24 protein-coding genes and 1 pseudogene are annotated in these 24048 nt (G+C 55.2%); 17 read left to right on the top strand and 8 right to left on the bottom strand.

Going from position 1 to position 24048, the window contains the following annotated elements:
* Positions 1-31: 31 nt before the first annotated feature.
* The gene (locus COHPA_RS0107285) at positions 32-904 is read left to right on the top strand and encodes an AraC family transcriptional regulator (protein WP_035119394.1); all 873 of its coding nucleotides are present in this window, start codon (positions 32-34) and stop codon (positions 902-904) included.
* A 174-nt stretch (positions 905-1078) separates the two neighbouring features.
* Here COHPA_RS0107285 and COHPA_RS0107275 read toward each other — a convergent pair whose 3' ends face one another.
* The gene (locus COHPA_RS0107275; protein WP_027085535.1) at positions 1079-2065 is read right to left on the bottom strand and encodes a FecCD family ABC transporter permease; all 987 of its coding nucleotides are present in this window, start codon (positions 2063-2065) and stop codon (positions 1079-1081) included.
* Positions 2062-3051 (bottom strand): FecCD family ABC transporter permease, encoded by a 990-nt coding sequence (locus COHPA_RS0107270; protein WP_027085534.1) that lies wholly within the window; start codon positions 3049-3051, stop codon positions 2062-2064. Before COHPA_RS0107270 ends, COHPA_RS0107275 begins: the two co-directional genes overlap by 4 nt.
* A gap of 139 nt (positions 3052-3190) precedes the next feature.
* Here COHPA_RS0107270 and COHPA_RS0107265 point away from each other — a divergent pair, with 139 nt between their 5' ends.
* The 8 genes from COHPA_RS0107265 to COHPA_RS0107230 all read left to right on the top strand — a co-directional run bounded on the left by COHPA_RS0107265 (position 3191) and on the right by COHPA_RS0107230 (position 12988).
* Positions 3191-4198, top strand: coding sequence for an ABC transporter substrate-binding protein (locus COHPA_RS0107265; RefSeq protein ID WP_027085533.1), 1008 nt, complete (start codon positions 3191-3193; stop codon positions 4196-4198).
* 77 nt (positions 4199-4275) lie between these two features.
* On the top strand, positions 4276-4713 hold the full coding sequence (locus tag COHPA_RS0107260; RefSeq protein WP_027085532.1) for a response regulator transcription factor: 438 nt from the start codon (positions 4276-4278) through the stop codon (positions 4711-4713).
* A 170-nt stretch (positions 4714-4883) separates the two neighbouring features.
* On the top strand, positions 4884-5828 hold the full coding sequence (sbnA, locus tag COHPA_RS0107255) for a 2,3-diaminopropionate biosynthesis protein SbnA (RefSeq protein ID WP_051421809.1): 945 nt from the start codon (positions 4884-4886) through the stop codon (positions 5826-5828).
* Positions 5828-6877, top strand: coding sequence for a 2,3-diaminopropionate biosynthesis protein SbnB (gene sbnB, locus COHPA_RS0107250; protein ID WP_027085530.1), 1050 nt, complete (start codon positions 5828-5830; stop codon positions 6875-6877). Before sbnA ends, sbnB begins: the two co-directional genes overlap by 1 nt.
* A complete protein-coding gene (locus tag COHPA_RS24265) occupies positions 6870-8135 on the top strand; it encodes an MFS transporter (RefSeq protein WP_027085529.1) in 1266 nt (421 codons plus the stop codon). Before sbnB ends, COHPA_RS24265 begins: the two co-directional genes overlap by 8 nt.
* Complete coding sequence (locus COHPA_RS0107240; RefSeq protein ID WP_027085528.1) at positions 8110-9864, top strand: IucA/IucC family protein; 1755 nt, start codon at positions 8110-8112, stop codon at positions 9862-9864. The genes COHPA_RS24265 and COHPA_RS0107240 overlap by 26 nt, the downstream gene beginning before the upstream one ends.
* On the top strand, positions 9861-11750 hold the full coding sequence (locus tag COHPA_RS23110) for an IucA/IucC family protein (protein WP_027085527.1): 1890 nt from the start codon (positions 9861-9863) through the stop codon (positions 11748-11750). Before COHPA_RS0107240 ends, COHPA_RS23110 begins: the two co-directional genes overlap by 4 nt.
* Complete coding sequence (locus COHPA_RS0107230) at positions 11747-12988, top strand: type III PLP-dependent enzyme (protein WP_027085526.1); 1242 nt, start codon at positions 11747-11749, stop codon at positions 12986-12988. The genes COHPA_RS23110 and COHPA_RS0107230 overlap by 4 nt, the downstream gene beginning before the upstream one ends.
* 6 nt (positions 12989-12994) lie before the next feature.
* Here the strand turns inward: COHPA_RS0107230 and COHPA_RS0107225 are convergent, their stop codons facing one another.
* Both COHPA_RS0107225 and COHPA_RS0107220 read right to left on the bottom strand, forming a co-directional pair.
* Positions 12995-13966 carry a TIGR03943 family putative permease subunit gene (locus tag COHPA_RS0107225; protein ID WP_027085525.1) on the bottom strand — a complete coding sequence of 324 codons (972 nt, stop codon included), beginning with the start codon at positions 13964-13966 and terminating at the stop codon, positions 12995-12997.
* Positions 13963-14856: a permease gene (locus COHPA_RS0107220; protein ID WP_051421808.1), complete on the bottom strand. Its 894-nt coding sequence runs from the start codon at positions 14854-14856 to the stop codon at positions 13963-13965. Before COHPA_RS0107220 ends, COHPA_RS0107225 begins: the two co-directional genes overlap by 4 nt.
* 197 nt (positions 14857-15053) lie before the next feature.
* Here COHPA_RS0107220 and COHPA_RS0107215 point away from each other — a divergent pair, with 197 nt between their 5' ends.
* The 3 genes from COHPA_RS0107215 to COHPA_RS0107205 all read left to right on the top strand — a co-directional run bounded on the left by COHPA_RS0107215 (position 15054) and on the right by COHPA_RS0107205 (position 17318).
* Positions 15054-15671: a hypothetical protein gene (locus tag COHPA_RS0107215; RefSeq protein ID WP_027085523.1), complete on the top strand. Its 618-nt coding sequence runs from the start codon at positions 15054-15056 to the stop codon at positions 15669-15671.
* A gap of 469 nt (positions 15672-16140) precedes the next feature.
* Positions 16141-16938, top strand: coding sequence for a lipase family protein (locus COHPA_RS0107210; RefSeq protein WP_342667802.1), 798 nt, complete (start codon positions 16141-16143; stop codon positions 16936-16938).
* Between the two features lie 107 nt (positions 16939-17045).
* Positions 17046-17318 (top strand): hypothetical protein, encoded by a 273-nt coding sequence (locus tag COHPA_RS0107205; RefSeq protein ID WP_027085521.1) that lies wholly within the window; start codon positions 17046-17048, stop codon positions 17316-17318.
* Between the two features lie 482 nt (positions 17319-17800).
* Here COHPA_RS0107205 and COHPA_RS0107200 read toward each other — a convergent pair whose 3' ends face one another.
* A complete protein-coding gene (locus COHPA_RS0107200; protein WP_027085520.1) occupies positions 17801-18112 on the bottom strand; it encodes a hypothetical protein in 312 nt (103 codons plus the stop codon).
* Between the two features lie 432 nt (positions 18113-18544).
* Between COHPA_RS0107200 and COHPA_RS25480 the strand changes: the two genes are divergently transcribed.
* From COHPA_RS25480 to COHPA_RS0107175, 4 genes are all read left to right on the top strand, one after another.
* The gene (locus COHPA_RS25480) at positions 18545-18685 is read left to right on the top strand and encodes a hypothetical protein (RefSeq protein WP_156926610.1); all 141 of its coding nucleotides are present in this window, start codon (positions 18545-18547) and stop codon (positions 18683-18685) included.
* A gap of 242 nt (positions 18686-18927) precedes the next feature.
* The gene (locus tag COHPA_RS0107185) at positions 18928-20007 is read left to right on the top strand and encodes a hypothetical protein (protein WP_027085518.1); all 1080 of its coding nucleotides are present in this window, start codon (positions 18928-18930) and stop codon (positions 20005-20007) included.
* Positions 20008-20119: 112 nt separating this feature from the next.
* Entirely contained in the window at positions 20120-20323 is a 204-nt protein-coding gene (locus COHPA_RS0107180; protein WP_027085517.1) for a hypothetical protein, read from the top strand.
* Between the two features lie 11 nt (positions 20324-20334).
* Positions 20335-20607, top strand: a complete 273-nt coding sequence (locus COHPA_RS0107175; protein ID WP_027085516.1) for a hypothetical protein — start codon at positions 20335-20337, stop codon at positions 20605-20607.
* A gap of 77 nt (positions 20608-20684) precedes the next feature.
* Here COHPA_RS0107175 and COHPA_RS0107170 read toward each other — a convergent pair whose 3' ends face one another.
* A complete protein-coding gene (locus tag COHPA_RS0107170) occupies positions 20685-20873 on the bottom strand; it encodes a hypothetical protein (RefSeq protein ID WP_027085515.1) in 189 nt (62 codons plus the stop codon).
* A gap of 62 nt (positions 20874-20935) precedes the next feature.
* Positions 20936-21430, bottom strand: a pseudogene (locus COHPA_RS0107165) (DUF444 family protein); the annotation flags it as partial.
* A gap of 229 nt (positions 21431-21659) precedes the next feature.
* Between COHPA_RS0107165 and COHPA_RS0107155 the strand changes: the two are divergent.
* Positions 21660-23228, top strand: coding sequence for a recombinase family protein (locus tag COHPA_RS0107155; RefSeq protein ID WP_027085513.1), 1569 nt, complete (start codon positions 21660-21662; stop codon positions 23226-23228).
* Here COHPA_RS0107155 and COHPA_RS0107150 read toward each other — a convergent pair.
* A complete protein-coding gene (locus COHPA_RS0107150) occupies positions 23167-24036 on the bottom strand; it encodes an AraC family transcriptional regulator (RefSeq protein WP_027085512.1) in 870 nt (289 codons plus the stop codon). The genes COHPA_RS0107155 and COHPA_RS0107150 overlap by 62 nt on opposite strands.
* Between the last annotated feature and the right edge of the window lie 12 nt (positions 24037-24048).

The raw sequence follows: 24048 nt of genomic DNA, 5'->3' as shown, positions 1-24048 counted from the left end.
TCCCGATGTTACGATTAGTCCATAGGAGGTTATGCGTGTGGAATGGCTAACCCGGATGAGCGACGCGATCGACGCCATGGAGCGAACGATGAAGAAGCCGCTCGATATCGACGCAATTGCCAAGGCCGCGTATTCGTCCCCGTTTCATTTTCAAAGAATGTTCGGTATGCTGACCGGGATGACGGTAGGGGAATACGTACGCAAACGCAAGCTGACGTTGGCGGCCCAAGAGCTCACGAGCTCTTCGTCCAAGGTGGTCGATATCGCGCTGAAATACGGCTACGACTCTCCCGAGTCGTTCGCGAAAGCGTTCCGCAAGCTGCACGGCATCGCGCCGTCGGATGCCCGCAAGCCCGGCGCCAGCTTGAAAGCGATCCCCCGCATATCGTTCCATATTTCTCTCAAAGGGGACAAGGATATGGATTATAGAATCGTCGAGAAGAAGGCGTTCAAAGTGATCGGCAAAGCGATTGAAACGACTTCCGCGGATGGCGAGAACTCGCGGGAAATTCCGCGGTTCTGGCAGGAGAGCAATCAGAACGGCATGGTCGACGACCTGATCTCCCTAGCGGGCGGAGCAGATGCCACGCTTGGCATCTGCATGGACATGGCGATGGAGAACTGCACGTTCACGTACATGATCGCCGTAGAGAATAGGGCGGGAGTCGAAGCGCCCGAGGGGTTCGCCGTTAGGGAGATTCCCGCGCACACATGGGCCGTGTTCACGTCGATCGGACCGATGCCGCACGCGATTCAAGACGTATGGACGAGAGTCTTCCAGGAATGGTTCCCGGCGACGGGTTACGAGCATGCCGGAGGACCGGAGTTCGAGTCGTATCCGGAAGGCGACGTGAACGCCGACGATTACCGCTGCGAAGTCTGGGTTCCGATCGTGAAGAGGTGAGCTTATGTTCAGAAAGCTGGAATGCGTCTGCATTCATACCGTCGATATTGAACGTTCCTTGGAAGTGCCGGACGGCAACGCGTTCGTGCTGGTCGGCCGATAATCAATGAATGCTATACGAAACCCCTTCCGGTAGCGGAAGGGGTTGTTGCGTTGTAACCGGAAGCTGCTCCTTTACTTCGGATCGCGCAGAAGCAGGTAGACCATATAAGGGCCGCCGAGTATCGCGGTTAACAGTCCGCAAGGGATTTCGGTTGGGGCCATCAGCGTTCGGCCGGCGAAATCCGCGGCGAGCACGATGATTCCGCCGAGCATCGCGGCGATCGGAATGAGCGTCCGGTGTCTCGTTCCGACGATCCGCCTCGCCAAGTGAGGCGCCATCAGCCCGACGAAGCCGATCGTGCCGACGGTGGCGACCGTCGATCCGGCCAGCGCGACGGCGATGAACAGCAGCCAAGTTCTGCTTCGGTGAATCCGGTTGCCGAGTCCGGTCGACGTTACGTCGCCGAGTCCTAGCACATCGAGCGTACGGGCACTGAGCCAAGCGAGCGGAAGGAAGACGACGACCCAAGGCAACAGCGGCCAGAAATGCTCCCAGCTTCGTTCGTACAAGCTTCCGACCATCCAGATCGTCGCTTGGTTGACTTTGCGGATATTGCCGTCAAGCAACGCGATAGAGATGACGGCGTCGCATACGAACGCGATGCCGATCCCGATCAGCACCATGCGAATCGTCGAGACGCCCTTACGCCAGGCGAGCGCATAACTGAGCGCGGCGACGATTAACGCCCCCGCGAAAGCGAATGCCGGCAGCCAGTCTCGGCTGACGTCGAGCCAGACGATGACGACGACGGCGGCTAATCCGGCGCCCGCGTTGAGGCCGACGACGCCGGGAGAAGCAAGCGGGTTGCGCGTGATGCCTTGAAGCAGCGTTCCGGATACGGCCAGACTGGCTCCGGCCATCCAGCCGATCAAGGCTCGCGGGACGCGAAGAGTACGGATAACGAAGTCGTATTCGCCGGTTCCATAACCGAACAGCGTAGCGAACGTATCTCCGATCGAGATCGCATATTCGCCGGTACCGATCTGCAATAGCAACAGCAGCAGCGTTAGCGGCAACAGCACGGCATAAACGAGAAGGTTGCGGGATGCGCTCGTCATGCGGGTTCCTCTTTCTTGCGCGCCGCATAGATGAAGAACGGAGCGCCGAACAGAATCGTCATGATGCCGACAGGCACCTCGCCCGGATGCCGGATCAGCTTGCCCGCGATATCGGCCGCGAGCAGCAGAACCGCGCCGAACCAGATGGAATGAAGGACGATCCAGCGATAATCGCTCCCCGCGAACGAACGGACGAGGTGCGGCGCCGCAAGCCCGATGAAAGCGATCGGTCCCGCTAACGTAACGCATGCGGAAGCCAGCAGCGCGGAGACGAAGAACAGCATCGCCTTGCTCGCGCGGATGTTGTTCCCTAGCCCGGCAGCCACTTCGTCCCCCATCTGCAGGACGTTCATGCGCTTGCCGAGCAACAGCGTACAGATGAGCCCCGACACGATTACAGGCAAAGTCTGCAATAAAGGCTCCATGCCTCGGCCCGTAACCGAACCGGCAAGCCAGAAACGCATTTCGTCGACCGTCCGCTCGTTCAGGACGAGAACGCCTTGCGTCAGCGAATGAATGAACATGGAGATGGCCGTTCCGGCCAAGATGAAGCGCATCGGATTCAGCGCCCGGCGCCCCGCGGTGCCGAGAGCGAAGATGAAGGAAGCCGCTAAGCAGCCCCCGGCGAAAGCGGATAGGTTGTACAGCCATAAAGCGGAACCGGGCATGGCGAACATCGCGATCACGATAGCCATGGCAGCCCCTTGGTTCACGCCTAGCAGCTCGGGCGAAGCCAGCGAATTGCGGGTCAGCGACTGAAGGCAGGCCCCGGCGACGGCCATTCCGGCTCCGACCGCCATCGCGATGCATGCCCTCGGGAGGCGGATGGTGGCGACGACCCAGTGATCGTCCGTCGCCCGGTCTCCCCAGAGGGAGGACCATACGGTTGTGAACGAGATGAGCAGCGAACCTGTAGACAGCTCGGCCAGGAATAAGGCGGCTAATGCCAGCAAGCCGGCAACGGAAAGCCAAACTTGTTTGTTCATGATTTCTCCAAAAATATAATAATAAAATGCAATTGACATCAATTTACAAAGTAAATATACTAATCAGTGGCAAAGAAAATGAGAATCATTATCAGTTAGTTTGCCATAATTATCCTACCATCGGGGGAGTGGAGTGTCAATGAAAGAAAGAAGAATACGGCTGCCGCTGCTCGTTTTGGGACTGGCGTTGGTCCTGATCGCGGCGGGTTGCTCTACGAGCGGAAACAACAATAACGCGGGATCGCCCGAAGCGGCAAGCCCCGCCACATCGGCTGCCGCGCCGAGCGAGTCCGCCGCCGCTGCAACATCCGAGACCATCGTCGTCAAGCATGCGATGGGAGAAGCGACGATCGACGGCGTGCCGAGTCGCGTCGTCGTTCTGGACAACGGAGCATTGGACAATGTGCTCGCTCTCGGCGTTAAACCGGTCGGCGCGCCTACGGTGCAGCTCGATAATCCGTTTCCGGCGTATTTGACGGCCCAGACGGACGGCATAACGAATATCGGAACGATCGACGAGCCGAACCTGGAGACGATCTCTTCGCTCAAGCCGGACGTTATACTCGGCAGCAAGGATACGCATGAAGCGATTTACGATAAGTTGGAACAGATCGCTCCGACCGTATTCGTGGATACGCTCGGCTACACTTGGAAAGAGAATTTGAAGCTGCAAGCGCAGGCGATCGGCAAGCCGGCGGAAGGAGACAAGCTTCTAGCGGATTATACGGCGCGGCTCGAAGAGTTCAAGGGCGCGATGGGAGATTCCCTGGCGACTACCGATGTGTCCATTCTGCGGCCGCGCGCGGATCACGTCCGCATTTACTTAAGGCAGTCGTTCAGCGGCATCATTATCGAGGATGCCGGACTGCCGCGTCCGGATTCCCAGAAGGCGGACGAATTTTCCAAGGAAGCGACGGAAGAGCAGATTGCGGACCTGGGAGGAGACGTCATTCTTTGGTTCACGCGCGACACCGATCATTTGCTTAAGTCGAAGCTGGAGAACAACACGTTGTGGAAAAACCTCGATGCGGTCAAGAACAATAAAGTTCACGAGGTAGACGCGGAGACTTGGCTTAGCGGGCTTGGCGTACAAGCGGCTAATAAAGTGGTGGACGATCTGTTCAAGTACATGGCGGAATCGAAATAGTTAACGCTCCTAGGAGGGCCGCTGGCGAGGTGAGGCGGCCTTCCTTATTTCATTGCAGAGTGAAAGGGGGTGTACTAATGAAGTCGAAGCAGCGCTTGATCGTAGAATGCGAGACCGCCGCGAGAGAATGCCCGTCCGTGATGGCGGAACTGCAACAGCTCATCATCGACAAATTGACGGTTATGGACGGTCATGCGATCGTGACCTTTTCATGGGAAAGCCGTGCGGTCGACGAACAAGAGCAGAAGAAAGCCTCTGAGCCGGTCAGGCATACCCTAAGCGGAAGACAGCTCGAGATCGCCTTGTTGCTGTGCAAACATCACTCGATCCGCAAAATCGCCGGCCAGCTCTACATCACGGATAACACGGTGAAAAAGCACATCCAGAACATCAAGCGTGCTTACGGACTCCGATCGACCGGACTTGATTTTCTGTACGAGCTTCAGGGTAAATTGAACGAAGAGCAAGCGAGCGGAGTACTTCTCGCGGAGAACATAAATCATTCGATCGAATAATTTACAGTTCCCTGTCAACGGCGTTACGATTGTCTTGTTAGTGATAATGATTATCATTATCGCGTATCGAGTAACAATCGTAACCGTTGGGAGGGATTTTTGTGTTTAATGCCGGATTATCGACCGCGACGAAGCCGGATTCGGGTTCCGTTCGTTGCCACGCCTCTTTGATGGACTGCATCGGCCGTACGCCGCTCGTTCGCTTGAGTCGTCTTTTTCCGGAAGGGGGACTCGCCGAAGTATACGCCAAGCTGGAAATGATGAACCCGGGAGGAAGCATGAAGGATCGTCCCGCGCGCCATATCGTGGAGGAGGCGTGGAAGCAAGGCATTTTGCACGAACGAAGCCACTTGATCGAGAGCACTTCCGGCAATCTCGGCATCGCGCTGGCGATGATCGGAAGGCTGTACGGGTTGGAGGTTACGTGCGTCGTCGACCCGAACATCAGCAGCACGAATTTGAAAATCATGAAGCAGATGGGCGCCCGCATCGCGATGGTTACGGAGAAAGACGCGCAAGGAGGCTACTTGCATACCCGGATAGAGAAAGTCCGGCAGTTGCTGATCGAAATTCCTTTCGGCTATTGGATTAATCAATACGCGAACGAAAGCAACTGGAAAGCCCACTATTACGGCGCGGGCGACGAAATCGCAGAATCGATGGATCGATTGGATCTATTGGTCGCGGGAGTGAGTACTTCCGGCAGCATTATGGGAACAAGCCGCAGATTGAGAGAAAAATTCCCGAACTTGCAAGTCGTCGGCGTCGACGCCGTCGGGTCGATTATTTTCGAAGGCGCCCCGGCAGGCAATCGCCGCTTGCCCGGCATCGGCGCGAGCAGGGTGCCGGAGCTCCTGAACCGCGCGGAAATCGACAGGGTCATACACGTCGGCGATTACGAGTCGGCATTGACATGCCGGGAGCTCGTCCGAACGGAGGGCATCTTCGCAGGCGGCTCTTCCGGATCGGTCGTGGCCGCGATACGCAGGCTCATTCCCGAGCTGGACCGGCCTACGCGCATCGTGACGTTGCTGCCGGACAGGGGCGAACGTTATATGGATCTTGTATACGACGACGATTGGCTTGAATCGGTAAGAGAAAGGGAGATCGAATGATGTCGGTCAAGGATCGGGAAGTTGGGACCGGGCCAGAGTTGTTGTATTTGAGCCGCGGAAATTTGGCGGAAGCCGGCGGGGAATCGCCCGCGTTATACGCGGAGGTCATCGAGCGGACGTTAGCCCTTCACGCCGAAGGAAAGTTCGTTCAGCCTCTAAAGCCTTACTTGCGGATCTTGGACGAGAACGGCGAACCCGGACATATCGCGGACCGCATCATCGCGATGCCATCCTATGTCGGAGGCGGGTTCGGCATCTCCGGCCTGAAGTGGATTGGCAGCAAGCACGATAATCCGGCGAAGCGAGGGATGGAGCGGGCAAGCGGACTCATCGTGTTGAACGATCCGTCGACGAATTACCCGATCGCGGTGCTCGAGGCGTCGCTGATCAGCAGCATGCGCACGGCCGCGGTAACGGTCGTCGGCGCGAAGTTGTTGGCGAGGGAAGGGTTCAGCGATGCGGCGTTCGTCGGATGCGGGTTGATCGCGCAGCGTCAGGCGCAGAGCTTGATCGAGTGCTGCCCTTCGTTATCCCGAGTCTATCTATACGACGTCAGCGACGAATCGGCTAGGCGGATGGGCGCGTGGTTGCAGGCACGTTATCCGAACGTTGCCGTGCAGGTAGAGGCTTCTGCGGAAGCCGCCGTGCGCAATGGGGAAGTCGTCGTAACCTGTACCGTCGCCGATCGGCCTTATATCCCTTTCGAATGGCTGCGACGCGGAGCGTTCGTCAGCAACGTGTCGATCATGGATTTGCATAAGGACGTGTTCTTGAAAGCCGACAAAGTCGTCGTGGACGATTGGGAACAAGCGAACAGGGAGAAGAAGGTGTTGAACCAACTCGTGCTCGAAGGCCGGTTTTCCCGGGACGGCTTGCACGCCGAGCTGGGCGAAATCGTTGCGGGCCGGAAGCCCGGGAGGGAGTCTCCGGACGAGACGATCGTGCTTAACCCGATGGGAATGGCGATCGAGGATATCGCCTGCGCTTATCGATTATACGAGCTGGCAAGGGACAAGGGGATAGGGCTGCGGCTGCCGCTATATGAGTGAGTCCGCAATAACTTGGAAAAAACATCTGTCGATCCTCTGGGCAGGCCAATTCTCGGTATCGCTCGGTTTGACCGGGACGACTCCGTTCATCGGCCTGCACATGGCTCGGTTGACGGATGACGGAGGCTCGGTTGTGCTCTGGGCGTCGTTGGCCATGGCCGGACCTTCGCTTGCGTACATGCTGACGACCCCGCTATGGGGGAAGCTTAGCGACAGAATGGACAGAAAGTGGTCGGTCGTCCGGGCGCTTTCCGGACTTGCCGCATGCATGATCGGAATGTCCTTGTCGACGAACGCCGCAGCGTTCCTTCTGTTTCGGCTGCTTCAAGGAGCGCTCGGAGGCATTTCGGACGCGAGCCTTAGCTGGATTGCCGCATCGGTTCCTCCGGACAGGAGAGGCGAAGCTATAGGCATCTACCAGCAAGCTTCGCTCGCGGGCTCGCTGGGCGGACCTCTGCTCGGCGGATTAGCGATGTCCTTGGCGGGTGAAGCATCCATGCTGATATTAACCGCCTCCTTGGCGGCGTCGTGTGCTTGTGCCTCCGCCTGCTGGCTTCCGAAGGGACGGAATGCGTCCGCACGGAAGCGGGACAGGAGGGGGGAGCCTGGAATCGCCGCCACGCTGGCCGTATTCTGGCGAATGAAGGAATTGCGGGTGATGCTGACGGCGGGATCGCTGACGAGAGGGATGACGGCTGCCTTGGCCGTGCTGTTTCCGCTAACCGTAAGCGAACGGTTCGGGGGCGGCTCGGGAACGGCAGCGCTAATCGGAATGCATGAAGCGGCGGGAGGGTTCGGTGCGCTGATCGGTTCAAGGTACTGGGGCACACGGTCGGACCAACGCGAAGGCAAGACGATGATCCGCCTGGCTTCGCTGATGGGTGTGCTGACGATAGGGCTTCAGGCGGCGTCGCCGGTCTATGCGATGCTATTGCCTTGTCGGGCGATTCAGGGTTTCTATTCGTCGGCGATTTCCCCGTTCGTGCTTAGGGCGATAACGCGGGAAAGCGGTCAGGATAGTCTCGGCGTCCGGATCGGAACCGCGAACAGCGTGCTTGTCTTCGGGCAATTCGCCGGTTCTTTCATTCCCGCGGCTCTGCGCGGTATTGCCGATCCCTCCCTCGCCGTCGCGGCCGTCGGCTTGATCCCCCTCGCGGCGGCAGGTTCGGCAAGCAGCTTGAACGTACGAAGCCGAAATCGCATATTAACTCGCAAGAAAGGCGGAAACTCGAATGAATCCAGCATTTCCGGTTCATGAACCGTATAGGAACGCTCTGGCGGCCGAACAAGCTTTGGTCGTCAGATGGCTGAACGCGTATCTCCGGGAATCCGGACAGTTTCCCGAACACGGACGTTCGGACGGGGAGATCAAGCTACCGGTTACGAACCGCACGCTTTATTTGTCCTTTCAATATTTGTCCGCCGCCGGACATCACCGGTATCGATTTCCGATTCGGGGATCGATCGCCGCGGGGAGCAAGCCGGTTGAGCTCTCGGGAATCGAAACGATCGATTGGCTGCTTGCCGAGATTGCCGCCTCCGAGCAGGGGCTACCGGATATCGGCGAGCGAGTCGCTCGGTTGCGGGAGCGGGCGCTCAACAGCATCTCGAAGACGGAAGCGTATTTGCAAGCAGCCGATAGGCGCTTGCTATGCGCGCGGGACGGTCTGTCTGCGGCGAATACGCTACTGCGGTCGGAGCAGTCGCTGCTGTTCGGTCATCCGTTCCACCCGGCTCCCAAAAGCTCGGAAGGATTCTCCGTAGAGGATTTGACCCGATACGCTCCGGAACTAGGGGCAAGCTTCCCGCTGGCTTATTGGGCCGTACACCCGGATTGGCTGGAGGAACGGTGGCTGCCTGGCGCGGAAGCGGGACAATTGAAGGACAATTGGCTCGAATGGGAGAGGACAACGCTCGCCTCGACGGAAGAGAAGCGCCTGCTAAGCGAGGGCTATCGGTTACTGCCCTGTCATCCATGGCAATCCGATTATTTGCGTTCGCTGGATTCGGTCAGGAGCGGAATCGACGAAGGAAAGCTGATCGTTCTTGGCGATCTAGGCGAACCGTGGCACCCGACTTCGTCGGTTCGCACCGTATGGTCGAACGCTCGCCCGTATTATTTGAAATTGCCGCTCCATGTGAGAATTACGAATTTCATCAGGACGAACGACGAGGAGCAAAGACGGCGTTCCTTGGATGCCGCTTGCGTCTGGGAAGAAGCGAAGCGGACGTTCGAACGCGGACGGTTCGACGTCATGCCCGAATACGGGTTCCTCTCTCTTAGAGGGCCCGGGCTGCAGGCGGAGACGACCGTTCTGTTCCGCGACGCTTCGCCGATATTCCGTGCGGAATCCGAGGATTGGCACGTCGCGGCTTCCTTGCTCGAAGACGAGAATGAGGCGTCGCCGCGGCTGCCGCGCCATGCGCCGGACGCGGAGGAATGGGTGCGGCGTTATGCGGATACGTATTTATCGCCTGTACTGCAACTGTTCGCGGACTATGGGATTAGCTTGGAGGCGCACGTGCAGAACGCGCTCATTCGGATCGAAGGCGGGTTCCCTGCCGGTTGTCTGGCCAGGGACATGGAGGGGATGAGCGTGTCTCGGGGCTCGGCGTTCGCTAGGCGATGCATGGGCACCGTCATCGAATCGGCGAGCCCGGTTCTCTACGAAGAAGAGGAGGCTTGGATGAGGTTGCTGTATTACAATGTGACGAATCACTGGGGCCATATGCTCGCGGCGGTGTCCCGGTCGTCCGGGGCCGAGGAACGGCGATTGTGGGCCTTGACGGCAACGTCGCTCGCGGACCGGGCATCGTACGGTTCGGAGCGGCTGCAATATTGGACTCGTCGGTTGCTCGATCGGAAGGGGCTGCCCGCCAAGGCGAATTTGATCAGCGGATTTCAAGGGCGCGGCGAACGTCCCGTATACGGCGATATTCCGAATCCGCTCAACGGGACGACGATAGATGGGGAGGGATGGCGATGAACAACGGGCTGCTGGATTCCGAATCGTGGCGTTTGTTCCTGAAATCCGGCGAAGCCGACGCGGCGCGGGAACGCGTGCGCAGGCAGCTATTCGAATCTCTGGTTCACGAACAGTTGGTAGCGATTCGGCCGATCGCGGAGGAATCGTCAGACCGGCGGCAATGGGCGATCGAAGGGTCGACCCGCCAAGAGGTTCGTGTCCGCTATCTGTTCAAGGCAAGACGTACGGCAGGCTTCGGGCGTATACGTATCGAGTCCGGATTGAGACGGCAGATCGAGCGGTCCGAACAGGGAGACTGGGCGGACGAAGCCATCCCCTGCTCCATGGCGGAGCTGTTGGAGGAGCTGGTTGCCCATGATCCGGAGGCAACGCCCGATCGGCTCGCGGCGTTCGCTCAAGAGATGGAGCATACGATCGTGAACGACGCGCTCCACTCGTGGCTGCAGAGGCCGGATAACGGCATTGACGACGTAGATAGCTTAACCTATTGGGAAGGGAAGATGAGCTTCGCCCATCCCTATCACCCTTGTTACAAGTCAAGAATCGGATTTACGTTAGACGACCATTTGAACTACGCGCCTGAATTCAATCCTAGCTTCGGCCTGCATTGGCTCGCCGTGCAACGGGAGTGGCTTGAAACCCGCACTCTGTCCGATCTGGATTACGGAATATTCATCGAGCAAGTGATCGGGACAGGTCAGATCGAGCGGTTCCGGCGGAAATTGCGCGAAAGCGGGTACGTTCCCGAGCATTACGAGTTCATGCCCGTTCATCCTTGGCAGTGGCGGTTCAAGCTGGCAGCCGACACGGCCGCATTGACGGCGGAGAACGCGATTGTGCCTTTAGGCGCAGGCGAGGAGCGATACCGTCCGCTGCAATCGATTCGGACGCTTGCCAACGGGACCGACCCGGCGAAGCCGTACGTAAAAACGGCGATGAACCTGCTGAACACATCGGCGTTAAGGGTTATCGGCGCTCATCATATCCGCAACGCCCCCGTCATCTCCGAATGGCTTGACGGCATTGTCCGGCAGGACGATTACCTGCAACGCGAATGTCGGGTCGTCGTTCTGCGCGAGACCGCAGGTGCGGCGCTCCGGTACGACCGGCTGCCGGAGCCGTTGGGACGGCTGCTGAACGGGGCCGCCTCCGCCGTGTTCCGCGAAAGCATAGAACCGATGCTCGCAGCCGGAGAGCGAGCGGTTCCGTATACGTACGTCACCCATCGGGAGAGCGGCGGCAAGCCTATCGTGCAAGACTGGCTGCAACGATACGGCGTAAGGGAGTGGCTCGCGAGGCTGCTGGAGGTGACGATGGATCCTCAGCTTCACCTTTTGTACGCTTACGGGATCGGCTTGGAGGCGCATGGTCAGAATATGGTCCTTATCCATCGCGAAGGTTGGCCGGAACGGATCGCGCTTCGCGATCTGCCGGGCGGTATCCGCTGCATGGAGGACGGGGGCATGTTCCGCAACCGGCCCGAGATTCCGCCGCTTGACGTGAAACCCGGCGACACCCATCCGATTATGACGGATTCGCCGGCGGAAGTGCGGGATTATTGGTTGGACGGATTCATGCATATTCAGCTTCACGAGATCGCCCTGCTGTTCGAGGAAGCGTTCGATCTCGACGAATCGATATTCTGGAACATGGTCGCAAGCCGGGAGCTCGCTTACCGGAGCTGTTATCCGGAATGGAAGGAGCGGTACGAGCTATTCGATCTTGGAGCGCCTACGGTTAGCGTCGGTCAACTTACGGCGCGTAAGATCCGCGGGGAGGGCGAAGGCCGCGAGCATGCCGTTCCGAATCCTTTGTCTGCCGCGATACGCGGCGGCCAGCCTATCGGCGTAGATGCGCGCTCGGAGGAAGGGGAGTCGGTTCGATGAGGATCGCAAATCCGTTAACCCATGCGGCGAACTCGGCCGAACGATGGGCGATCGAACGCATGTCCGTTCGCGAACCGGACGCTCCGCTTAACGCTTACGTATACGATCTGGATGCGCTGCGACAGCATGCCGGGAATACCGTCGCCCGGCTTCCCGCGTTCTGCCGGATGTACTACGCGATGAAGGCGAACAGCGAGGACGTCTTGCTTCGCGCGATCCGGCCGTACGTTCACGGCTTCGAAACGGCGTCGATCGGCGAGGCGAGGAAGGCGTTCGCGGTCGATGGCGACGTTCCGATCATCTTCGGGGGGCCGGGCAAGACCGATGGCGAACTGAGGGAGGCAATCAGATTAGGCGTAGAGCGCATCCATGTCGAAAGCTTGCACGAATTGCGACGGCTCGGGCGAATCGCGGAGGAGGAGGGGCGCGAGGCGACGATTCTGCTCCGCGTCAACGTGCAATGGGATCTGCCTTCCGCTACGCTGCTAATGGCCGGCAAGCCGACGCAGTTCGGAATGGAGGAGTCCGATCTGGCGTCCGTCGCCGAATGCCTTGGGCGCTTGCCCATGCTTCGTATGGCGGGATTCCATTTGCACTCCCTCTCCAATCAGCTTAGCGCGGACGACCACCTGGCGCTGATCTCTTTCTACTTGCGCAAGATGGAAGAGTGGAACGCGAAGCACGGATTTGCCGGTTCTATCCTTAACGCGGGCGGAGGAATCGGGGTTTCCTATAGCGAAACCGTTCCGCAATTCGATTGGGAGAAGTTCGCAGTAGGGCTGAATCTGCTGGGAGAAAACCGGTTGCGGGAAGGGAAGGAGCCGCCGCGAATCGATTTCGAATGCGGACGTTATTTGACGGCGTTCTGCGGCGTATACGCCGCAGAGGTCATCGACGTCAAAAAGAATCACGGGCGCGCGTACGCGATTATACGGGGAGGGACGCACCAGTTCCGTCTGCCGGCATCGTGGAAGCACAATCACCCTTATCGGGTCGTTCCCGTCGATTCATGGCCGTATCCGTTCGAACGCCCCGCGGTTGCGGACGAACCCGTAACGATCGTCGGTCAGCTATGCACGCCCAAAGACGTGCTGTCCGACGACGTGCGGGTCCCGCTGCTTCGAAGCGGGGACGTCGTCCTGTTCGTATTGGCGGGCGCTTACGGATGGGCAATATCCCACCATGATTTTCTAAGCCATCCGCATCCGGAAGCGGTGTTTGTTTCAAGTAGAACGTAGGCATGTTCAGAAGTTGCGATAGACGTACGGGTCTTTCGGCTGTTCGATCGGTTTGAAGCGGGTTGCCTTGAGCACCGGAATCGTCTGCTTGAACGGTTGATAGAGCTCCGAGGTGAGGGTGCCGGTTACTTCGACCCAATCGTCGTCGCTGAGCTTCGTCCCCTTAGGGAAATCAACGAGCATGCCGAACACGCCGGAATCCGCCGCGCAATGGATGAAGCCGAATCGGAACAGGAAGTAATGCTCGCCGTCGACCTGTTCGCCTTTGTAGGCAAAACCGGTGAACGAAATGGTCTTGTTCATGAACAGGCCGGGATTGTTATAGATGACTTCCATGCCCTTCATATAGTTGTCGTCGCGAAGCGCGATCTCGTCGAGGCTGGCGAACTCGGACAATTCCTTGTCTTTGACCTTATTGTAATTTTCCTTCGAGTAGAACACGCTGGAATCCGGTCTTAGGAACTGATGGTTGCCGGGGTTTTTGTCCGAGAACGATTCGTCCATGCCCGGGAAAGAGAAGCCTTTCGCCTTGACGAAGCTCGAATCGAGCGTCTGTACGGGAAGGAAGATCCCCGTAATAATCGGAAAAGCGAGAATCAAGTAGCCGACGACGCGCTTCCAGCGGTAAGGAGATGCGTGCGAGTGCCCGTGGTCGTGGTCGTGGTCGTGGTCGTGGTCGTGGTCGTGCGAGTGGTCATGTGCATGATCGTGGTCGTGAAGTCCATGGCCGCGGTCGTGTTCATGCTCGTGCTCGTGCTCGGAATCGTTGCGCTCCTGTAGTTGCTCGGCCTTTTTCTCCGCAGCCCGCTCCAGTAAATACATTCGAAGTCCCTCAACTAAGCTAAGCAGCAGTAGCATGCCGATGGCGATCGTGGACAAATAGGCGTATTTCGTATTGATGTACATATTCAGCTTGCCGTCCCAGCGAATCAACAGAAACATGAAGGCGAAGCCGAACATAATGTAGAAACGAATCATCCCCAAACCCTCCCTACGATAAGCGCTCCGACTAAGGTGAACAAGGCGACGAGCGATATGAGTACGATCACGAATTTCGTTCGGAACGTACCGAGCAGCATGAGCGTGTTTTTAATGTCGATCATCGGTCCGAATACGAGAAAAGCGGACAGCGCGCCGGTAGAGAACGTTGAGCGGAACGACGACGCGATGAACGCATCGGCTTCCGAGCAGAGCGACATGACGAACGCCAAAGCCATCATGATGAGCGTCGCGGTCACAGGGTTGCTGCCGAGATGAAGCAGCGTCGATGTCGGAACGAACGTCTGCATGCTGGCCGCGATGAACGCGCCAAGCACCAAATATTTGCCGACGGAGAAAAACTCGTCGATGCTGTGCAGAAGCACGGAGTAGATTCTTGCGTACCATGCAGGACGACCGACGGCAACGAGATGATGGGCCGGTGTTTCCGAAGTTGCCGCTGTCTCCGCTGTCGCATGCTGAAAGTGGTTGGCGTGGCGAAGAGGAAGCGTCGGAAACAGCAAAGCGATCGTTAGCGAAACGGCGAGCGCAACCGCGAATGCCATACCGGCGCGAATGGCTGCCATCGTCCAATCGTTGCCGAAAGCGATGAAGGTAGAGAATACGACGATCGGATTGACGATGGGCCCGGTCAGCATGAAGGCGATGCCTGCGTTGAGCGGCACGCCTTTATTCAGCAAGCGGCGGGTAATGGGGACGATTCCACATTCGCAAGAGGGGAAGAAGACGCCGACGCTGCATCCAAGGAGCGATGACAGCACGCGGTTCTTAGGCATGACGCGCGCGATCCATTGCTCGGTGACGAACGATTGGATGAGACCGGCAATCAGCACCCCGACGAGAACGAACGGGATCGCTTCCATGATCATGCTTAAGAAGATCGTATTTAACTGGTAGAAAGTCGTCACGCGAGCACCTGCTTCATTCGAGTTAATGGCAATCTTCGATACTTCCACGCGGTTTCGGTTAATTCCTGCCAAAAGGATGAAGCTCTCGCACTTTCGTTTTGAAAAAGGTCGCGTTCCTGCTACAATGGAAGGAATGAGGTTTACGGGAGGATTATGGGTTGAATCAGATCATTACGGTTAACAAAAAGACGGTAAGCGTCAGCTTCACGAATTATTTCGATTCCACGTTCGGCGAATTTCTATTCCGGCAAGTCATGTGCGACGTGTATATGCCGGGCAACGAGGTCGTTCCGATCGATCTCGAGAAAGAGCAAATCCGGCTCATTCTCGAAGCGTTCAAAAATCGGAAAGAGCTTTACAACGAAATTCGCAAAGAAGACATTAAAGGCCAATCCGTCTACGTCATTACGCCGCAAATGCGCTATGACCTGCGCTGGCTGAAGGGGCCGAAGCCTAAGAAGCCGCTTACGAAAGAAAAGCCCCCTAGCGACGACGATGACGACGACTACGATATTCCCGGCGTTACGGCGACGACGGAAAGCGCAAAGCCGGCAACCCAGCCTCGCGAATTCAAGGACGCGCGCCGCCAACATTTAATGTCGATCGGATTCGTGCTCAACGAATCGACGAACAATTGGGTGCGCAAAGGCATTCGGTTCCCGGACGGTAAAATTAACGCCGCCCCGTCGGACGAGCAGTTTATCGACGATATGACGAGGCTGATCGCCGCCGACGAGCGCAGCCGGCAGAAACGCACGACGGCGAAAAGCGAATAGACGTAGACGTACGCGGGCAGGGACGAAGCGGAAGAAGCTTTGTCCCTTTTTTACGTCGTTACATCGATATCCCCTTCGCTCAGGGGGGGCTTAGCGGCATGCAGTGCCGCTAAACCCGGTGAATCCGCGGGACAGGCTGAATAGCGGCATACAGTGCCGCTAAACCCGGTGAATCCGCGTGACAGGCTGAATAGCGGCATACAGTGCCGCTAAACCCGGGGAAATCGCGGGACAGGCTGAATAGCGGCATGCAGTGCCGCTAAACGCGTGGAATCCGCGTGACAGACTGAATAGCGGCATGCAGTGCCGCTAAACCCGGTGAATCCGCGTGACAGGCTGAATAGCGGCATACGGTGCCGCTAAACCCGATGTCCCCTCGCTCAGGGGGAGCGGGATTGGCGCCTCAGGCGGCAACCGTTAGGCACCTATCTTCTTCTTCCTTAATAAATTAGGAAGAAGGGCGGAGGTGGTGCATTTGCGCAGTAACAGCTACGATAACCGGATGGCGATGTTCTTGGCGGCCGTGTGCAGCCAGACGTATGCGCAGTTCGAGGATGCCGACGGAGGATTCATCGTTCCGCAAGGCTACCGAGTCGCTGAAGCTTTCGAGGCGAAGTCGTTCGGAGGCAAATGGGAGCGGTTCGGTTTTATCCTGGAGTCGGACAATCGTCTTATCCTTGCTTTTCGGGGCACGAGCTCTACGACCGATTGGATTTCGGATGCGATCGCCAGCCAAGAGAAATACAAATGCGTTAAGGATGCCGGGTTGACTCATCGCGGCATTTCGAACATCTATTATTCCGCTCGTCCCGCTATTGTTCCTGCGTTGAAGAAGCAGTCGTCCTCGGAAAAAAGATTGTTCATCACCGGCCACAGCTTGGGAGGAGCGCTCGCTACGCTCAGCGCGATGGACATGAAGAAGAATGCCGGGTATGCGCATCCCGTCGTCTATACGTTCGGAGCGCCTCGGGTCGGCGATCCGGAGTTCGCGCACGCTTATCGGGAGCGGGTGAAAATGAGCTGCCGCGTATACAATCTATTGGACGCCGTACCGTTACTGCCACCGCAAACCTATAAGCCTCCGAGAAAAGAGACGACCTATCATTACATGCACGTCAATGAGGGGATTCCGCTCCAATTCAACAACGGGTCAGTGTCCGCCAACCACGTGATCGGAAGCTATTATCGAGAACTCGCGAAAGCCGATCCTGCCTATGCCGCAGCGTTGGAAAGAGATAATCCCGGTTTCCCGCCGCCGCTCGCCTAAGTGTTGAAAGATTTGAAGAATCGTTAGAACCTTTGTCGAATACGATTCTCGCAAAAGGGAATTATGATATTCTCAGACTATGAGAATACGCGCGGGAGGAGATTCGGGTGCAAGAGGAACAAGGGGTAATCGAGCCCGTCGACGCGAACGACGCGGAAGCGGGTCGGCGGTTAATCGAACAAGCTTTTCACTATTGGGAGCAGACGGTTCACGATTTGCAGCGCGAGATGCGCGAGCTAAAAGGCCGTCTTGAGAGGCTCGAGCGAATGCACGAGGAACCCCAGCCCGTCGTGCTCGCGCTGCCGGAGATGCCTCCGGTTCCGGAACCTCAGGATCGGCCTTCCCGCTTGGATCGTCACCGTAAGCCGCGTTGGTTCTAGAAGCTCGCCCTCCGTCGGGCGAGCTTTTGTGCGTCTTTATAACGATATCCCCTTCGCTCAGGGGAGCGTACAGGGGTGCACGCGAACGTTATAGCGCGGCGGGACCGAGTTGCAATGACTCGATGAGCGGAATAGCGCGGCGAGACCGCGTTACTGGGGTTCGAAATGACTCGATGAGCGGAATAGCGCGGCGGGACCGAGTTACGGTTACGAGTATTGCCCTCCTGAGCGAAGGGGATATCGATGTAAAGGACCGTCGAACGTCGAAGTAACTACGAATCGATAGATATTTCAACGCAACACCTCCGCAAAGGCAAAATAACAACAAAACGATAGTTTTTTACGTGTGCTCGTGCCGGTTGGCCGATTATTACGCTAAATAACTACGAATTGTTGTTATTTTTGCATTTACGCGATTGTCGAGTGAAATAAATGCAGATGGTTGTTATTTCGCCTAATAGCCGTTCTGTCTTCCAATCCGCCTACTCCGCGCTTGCCGCTGCCTCTTGCGTGATCTTCCTAACGGCGGCGTTATACACGGCACGGTTGTCCCACAAAAAGGCGACGACGCCGGTAGAATCTTCGAAGAATTGTTCCTCGTCGTCGTGATAGTCCGTTCCAAGCCCGTGAATGCTGTAGCGCTCGCCGCCCGCATACTTCATCAGCGTCCATTGACCGCCTCGGCTCCGATCCTCGAATACGATGTAAGATTTGCCGCCTGCATCGTCCCAGCTCGCTATCTTCTCGAAGTTGTCCAGAATCGACGAGATGTCGCTCTTTTTCTTGATTTGCATAAACTCTCCCTCTCCTTATCGGCTCCATAAATTCGCTATCCGCCTATATTTTAGCGAATTCGGGTTGCGGAGGGTGTCGACCGCTGTCGCGAGGATAAAATTGATGAAGGCGAGGGAAGAGTCGAAGATGCGAGCGATAAATTAACGCCAATCAAGAACTGCAAAGGACCGAGTGGCATCCGGGAGGACAGAGCGTTGCTTACGGCATTGACGGCGGGGTGGCGTTGAATCCGCCGGAGACGGCTTGGACCGGCATGCAGCGGGCGTACTTCTACGCGCCCGGCGCTTATCAGCAAAGCATCCACCAGCAGGTGAGCGTGCCGACCAATAACGCCAACTACAAGTTCGAGGCGTGGGTTCGGCTGAACAACGCGACGCCGACGACCGCGCGCGGAGATATCGAATTACGGCGGCTCCGCGCAATATTACAATATGGCCAACGACGGGGTATGGAAGTATATCAGCATCGATAACATCTTCGTCACCTCGGGAGTCGTCGACGTCGGCTTCTACGTGAACTCCCCCGGCGGCACGACGCTTCATATCGACGACGTCAGGCTGACCCAGCAATAGCTTTCCAGGCTTCAGGACGAAAAACCCGAGCGCATGCTTCTCCAAAGCGCGCTCGGGTTTTTCTATGCTTTTTACGGTTGAAGTAGTATTGCTACTGCTCCGAGATCGCTCTATCGACTTTACTCCTCCGCCTCGCGTCTCTTGCCGCCGGTAGCGGTCGTCTGGGCTAGAACGAGGTTTATTTCTCGAAATTCTACTTGCTGCGTTACGATCGTAACGAGGTCATGTTCTGGAGGCGTTGTATGGGCGAGCAAACGATTAGATATGTCTATGAACAAAAGGAAGGCAGCAACATAGCAATTAAGTTTAACGGTTTGTTCTTTGGATCTTATGAGATTGATCGTTTTTTGGAACAGAGCGGGTCGGAAGATCATTACAATGAATTTCTACCTGGCATTTATATGAAGAAGGATCAGAAGTTCTTTAGCAGGATGGATAGAGCAATCAACAAGCTTGATTATAGGAAGCGGGAAAAACCTACAATAGGTTTGATCTTTCGTTTGCTCTATTGTAGATTGGTCGATAAATGGTTATTCGAAAAGCAAAAAGTCATGATCACAATAAATATAGTAAACAAGAGAGATTCAATAGAGATCGTCGATGAGGCAAAGACCTTGTATACCCAAAGAACTCCAGTATTCAATCCTTCTCAAGGCGAGCACGACTATACAAATGATTCGATAGAGTTTAAGTGGGTGGATACATCCCATATCCTGTATCCCTTTAGATCCGGCGGGGATGGAAACCGATGCAGGATAAAAGGGATTTTTCAGACGCTTAACCTATTGAATGGACATCGTGATAACGAGTATGTTTTTTTCAGCGAGCATGAGATGTTTGTGGCATCTGCGGAATCGATCGGATTGATGGAGGAGTGCAAAAAATTCGAACGTTGTATGGATATATACAATCGCTTCAATAACAATGAGTATGTACAACCGGACATTGAACATTGGTATGATGAAATCGTGTTGGAGGAATATAATGGTCAATATAGAATAGCAAATGCAAATCATAGAGTATGCATTGCGAAAAGATTCGAAGTGCCTTCCGTTTATGCGAAGGTATATAAGTACAGTGAAAAGAAGATTGCAGAACCGAAGAGACGGAGCGTAGTATCTGGATATGGTCGTCATACTCGCGGGAATAACAAAGAGATTCTATTCAGCTTCTATCACACGATAGGCCAGTTGGGGATTAATAAGGAAACGAGTCAGTATATTTTAAAAGAAGGATTAAGAGGCAAAGATTTGGTTGATTTTATCGAGAGAGAATCAGGGAAAAGCTTGTATGAGTTAGCCCGAACATCCTTGAATAGATAATGTTCTGATCGGATCTCGTTGAGATCTTCTTATTTTCTTCATACGGCGTTCGTTAAAAATTCAATTGCCTCCTGTAAGATTCGGATATCGACTCTTGCGGGAGGTTTTGATTATGCATCGTATAAGCACGGCATGGGCGGGTATTGCCGGAGGATTGCTTTATCTATTCTTCGGCGCGGCTTTCGCGATGACGCACGGCAGCACGACTTATAATCGCAACGACACTTGGCTCGGCTTCGACAGCTTCGATTACGGGATATCGTATCCAATAACGTTATCGATGCCCAGCAAGAATGGAACGGGGATATTGGAATAGGGGGCTGGTATTTGTTTTTATTTTCCCATCTGCTATTGATGATCGGAATGATGTCGTGGGGTTGGTCGCTTAAGGGCAATGCGCAATATCGGCGGCTTGCGCGCCTATTATTCGCTACAGTCGTATTTACGCTCGCTTTGTTTGTCGGCGGAGAATGGATGGCCAATCATTCCGACGAGAGCTTTTGGTGGGAGTTGGCCGCCGGATTCGCCTATTGGCCTGCGGGGTTATGTTGGATCGGTATCGGAATGACGAGTCTGCGAGTTTGCAGCAAGAGCCGGTAACGATTCTGCATTACATGCTTGCGCATAAGAGCGAGTAGAAAGCGACCGACAACACGCGGATCGGTCGCTTTTTTTTGTCACCGCCCCGCTTTTCCCCAGTCGATGAACTTGTTCACGAGCGTGTAGATCGGAGTCGTGTCCGCCATATCGGCCAGGCCGCTCGCGTCCGCCATGAAGAAGACGAGCAGGAACGGCAGCAGGCCGATGACGAGGATCGCCAGGATCAAACCGGCGGCAATGCTGCGTAGGATTCGAACCGTAGACAATCGTATCGCCTCCCTTAATCGTTAAAGCGACCGTCCCTTCGGGAGACGATCGCTTATTCGCTTTAACCCGCCGCTTCGCGTTTCTTGAAGAACGTCTTGAGCGCCGAGTATATCTCCGCTTTTTCCTTGATCACGTAATAGAGGAACTGCTGATGCTCCAGATGCTTGTAAGCCGACATCAGCGTGCTCGACCGGTTGTATTGATTGACTTCCCCGTAGCCGAAAATATTCGATTTCTTCAGCATCTCCTGAATGAGGCGGACGCACCGCTCGTTATCGCTCGTCAGGTTGTCGCCGTCGGAGAAGTGGAACGGATAGATGTTGTATTGCGAAGGCGGATAACGGCTGTCGATGATTTCAAGCGCCTTCACGTAAGCGGAGGAGCAGATCGTGCCGCCGCTCTCGCCGCGCGTGAAGAACTCCTCCTCGGTCACTTCTTTCGCCTCGGTATGGTGCGCGATGAACACGATCTCGACTTTCTCGTACTGCTTGCGCAGAAACCGGCTCATCCAGAAGAAGAACGACCTCGCGCAATATTTTTCGAAGCTGCCCATCGATAGGGGTGTGGCGTAATTAACGAATGTGACAAGTCGTCGCCTACATACGTTGAAGTAACTGAACGTGTGGGGGAGAAGCGATGAAGTTTACCTTTACGGAAAGGGAAGGCGATACTCCGATCGAGGAGTGGTTGGTGGAGAGGGTAAAGGAATTCGCATGGCGAACATACGGAATCGAGATTGAAATCTTCGTTCGATCAAATGAAGAAGATCATGGGAGGCGAGATACTTGTCTGCTTCCGAAAAAATAAAATGCGCGGTGTATGCAAGGGTGAGCACGGACAAACAAGGCGATTCGATCGAGAATCAGGTCAGTCAGTGCCAAGAATATATAAGCCGACTTGGTTCGCTTTATGATGCAGAAAATCTGCTTATCTACCGAGATGAGGCCGTATCGGGATATTACACGAGCGTGTTTCATCGCGCAGAAATGAAGCAAGCGATTAAGGATGCACGCGAACATAAATTCAAACTGCTTGTTTTCAAAGAAGTCAGCCGCGTAGGCAGAGACAAACAAGAAAACCCCGCGATTATCGGCATGTTCGAACAGTACGGGGTACGCGTTGTCGCGATTAACGATAATTACGATTCCTTGAACAAGGACAACATCACGTTCGATATTTTGTCGGTGCTGTCCGAGCAGGAAAGCAAGAAGATATCCGCACGCGTGAGCAGCGCCCGAAAGCAAAAAGCGAGGCGAGGCCAGTGGGGCGGGGAACCTCCAATCGGCTATGTCGTTAATGCAGTTACCAAAAAACTCGAGGTCGATCCGGTTTGGAAGCATATCCCCAAGACGATTTTTGATCTTTATGTATATGAAGGGCTAGGTACTTTTAAGATTGCGCTCTGTCTGAATAATCAGGGCTATCGATCCAAGAACGGATCATTATGGTGCCGCGAGACCGTTAACCAAGTATTAAGGAACCCGGCCTATATAGGAAATGTGGTACACGGTAAGCGGCGGAACATGCTGCAGCGCGAATATGAGGACGATGGACGGATGTCCAAGCGCAAAATCCAAATAAAAACCGCTAAGGAAGAGTGGAACGTTGTTGAAAATGCTCACGAGCCGCTTATTGATCGTGCAATCTTCTATAAAGCACAGCAAATTCTACTTTCAAGAGGACATAAGAGGATGCCAAATCGCGCGTATCATCCTTTAACCGGGATCCTTTTTTGCGGTAAGTGTAAAGAAGGAATGGTTTGTCAAAAACGATCTTATAACGGCAAGGAGTACCGATATTACATCTGCAAGACGTACCATAAGTACGGAAGGAATTGCTGTGATCAAGCCAATGTGAACGCAGGAGAGATCGAAGATGCTGTCCTTACTTTAATTCGAACAAAGCTGCAGAACATTCCTTCGGAAATTTTTACGATCAGGGTTGCGATAGAAAAAGAGCTGGGTCGACTTGAGGAAGAGTTGAAATCCGCTAAAAGCAAAATCCAAAAGCTAACTAAGGACCAGATGGCGCTTTTTCAGCAAAGGGAGCTCTTTACTGAAGAGGTTTACACTCAAGAAATGCTTGCGAAAAAGCGGCAAATTCATGTGGCGAATGAGGAGAGCGAAAACTTATCTCGGCAAATTGAGAATCTAACTAAGTCCGTTAACCAAGCATCAACGTTACGCCATCTTCTTGAGGAGTTTCGAGAATTAAATATTGAGGAGGCACGTTTAAGGATTGTACTGCACGAGTTAATAAAGGGAATTGTTTATAATGACGGTCACCTTGAAGTTAGCTACCATTACGGTTTTGGGTTCGGTAAGATCTCGGCGTCATGCCCGTTAGTTTTTTGAAGGTTTTATAAAAGTGGGGCAGCCCTTGAAAGCCGCAGGTCAGCGCGATCGTTTCTATATTCTTGTCGGTCTCCAAAAGCAATTCTTTAGCGTGAACCAGCCGCTTGGCATTAACATAATCGGTCACGTTCATGCCGGTGAGCTGTTTAAACGCCCGCGAGAAATGGGCGGGGCTGACGCAAGCTTTCTCGGACAGCTCGGCTAGGCCGCCGCATTGAACGGGATTACGGTCAATGCGGCGCAGCGCGTCCTTGATCCACTGAGGACCGATACGATTGTCCGCCGAAGAGCTCTCCTTTGTAAGATTGTGACGGTTCAGCCCGAGCAGAAGCTTTTGCAGATCGAGTCTGATCGAGTGGCGGTATCCGGATGTTTTCGCTTTCAGTTCCTCCGCCATTGCGTTTATCGAATGTTCGATCAACTGCCGTAACGGTTCGGACAGCTCCAGTTTATATTGTTTTCGCTTGCGGGCGATGTCGAAGCATCTTAGCGGATCGTACCCTTCGCCCAGCGATTCATCTTGTACGAGGGTGGGAGCGAAGAACACCGCGGTAGACACGATGGGCTCCTCGGCGGACGGAAATGCTCGATGTATGGTGTTACCCGGTATGAGAAACAAGTCTCCGCCGCTTTTTTCATACAGGGCGTGATCGATGAAGAAGGTTCCTTTGCCCGAGTGAATGTATACGATCTCGTACAAATCATGCAAATGGTCAGGCAGCTCGTTCATCGAATAACGAGTGCCATGATAGACAAGATCGAACGGAAATATCGGATCTAGATAAAAGGTTTTACGCATCGGGTGCATGCGACACGCCTC

It is taken from the genome of Cohnella panacarvi Gsoil 349, assembly GCF_000515335.1.
Classification (GTDB): domain Bacteria; phylum Bacillota; class Bacilli; order Paenibacillales; family Paenibacillaceae; genus Cohnella; species Cohnella panacarvi.
Note: the sequence above shows the minus strand (reverse complement) of the source record. Positions and strands in the feature narration are given on the sequence as shown.

Excerpts from the sequence above, each read along its gene's own strand:
- COHPA_RS0107285 (WP_035119394.1), top strand. The coding sequence starts at position 32 with ATGCGTGTGGAATGGCTAACCCGGATGAGCGACGCGATCGACGCCATG.
- COHPA_RS0107275 (WP_027085535.1), bottom strand. The coding sequence starts at position 2,065 with ATGACGAGCGCATCCCGCAACCTTCTCGTTTATGCCGTGCTGTTGCCG.
- COHPA_RS0107270 (WP_027085534.1), bottom strand. The coding sequence starts at position 3,051 with ATGAACAAACAAGTTTGGCTTTCCGTTGCCGGCTTGCTGGCATTAGCC.
- COHPA_RS0107265 (WP_027085533.1), top strand. The coding sequence starts at position 3,191 with ATGAAAGAAAGAAGAATACGGCTGCCGCTGCTCGTTTTGGGACTGGCG.
- COHPA_RS0107260 (WP_027085532.1), top strand. The coding sequence starts at position 4,276 with ATGAAGTCGAAGCAGCGCTTGATCGTAGAATGCGAGACCGCCGCGAGA.
- sbnA (WP_051421809.1), top strand. The coding sequence starts at position 4,884 with ATGGACTGCATCGGCCGTACGCCGCTCGTTCGCTTGAGTCGTCTTTTT.
- sbnB (WP_027085530.1), top strand. The coding sequence starts at position 5,828 with ATGTCGGTCAAGGATCGGGAAGTTGGGACCGGGCCAGAGTTGTTGTAT.
- COHPA_RS24265 (WP_027085529.1), top strand. The coding sequence starts at position 6,870 with ATGAGTGAGTCCGCAATAACTTGGAAAAAACATCTGTCGATCCTCTGG.
- COHPA_RS0107240 (WP_027085528.1), top strand. The coding sequence starts at position 8,110 with ATGAATCCAGCATTTCCGGTTCATGAACCGTATAGGAACGCTCTGGCG.
- COHPA_RS23110 (WP_027085527.1), top strand. The coding sequence starts at position 9,861 with ATGAACAACGGGCTGCTGGATTCCGAATCGTGGCGTTTGTTCCTGAAA.
- COHPA_RS0107230 (WP_027085526.1), top strand. The coding sequence starts at position 11,747 with ATGAGGATCGCAAATCCGTTAACCCATGCGGCGAACTCGGCCGAACGA.
- COHPA_RS0107225 (WP_027085525.1), bottom strand. The coding sequence starts at position 13,966 with ATGATTCGTTTCTACATTATGTTCGGCTTCGCCTTCATGTTTCTGTTG.
- COHPA_RS0107220 (WP_051421808.1), bottom strand. The coding sequence starts at position 14,856 with ATGATCATGGAAGCGATCCCGTTCGTTCTCGTCGGGGTGCTGATTGCC.
- COHPA_RS0107200 (WP_027085520.1), bottom strand. The coding sequence starts at position 18,112 with ATGCAAATCAAGAAAAAGAGCGACATCTCGTCGATTCTGGACAACTTC.
- COHPA_RS25480 (WP_156926610.1), top strand. The coding sequence starts at position 18,545 with ATGGCCAACGACGGGGTATGGAAGTATATCAGCATCGATAACATCTTC.
- COHPA_RS0107185 (WP_027085518.1), top strand. The coding sequence starts at position 18,928 with ATGGGCGAGCAAACGATTAGATATGTCTATGAACAAAAGGAAGGCAGC.
- COHPA_RS0107180 (WP_027085517.1), top strand. The coding sequence starts at position 20,120 with ATGCATCGTATAAGCACGGCATGGGCGGGTATTGCCGGAGGATTGCTT.
- COHPA_RS0107150 (WP_027085512.1), bottom strand. The coding sequence starts at position 24,036 with ATGCACCCGATGCGTAAAACCTTTTATCTAGATCCGATATTTCCGTTC.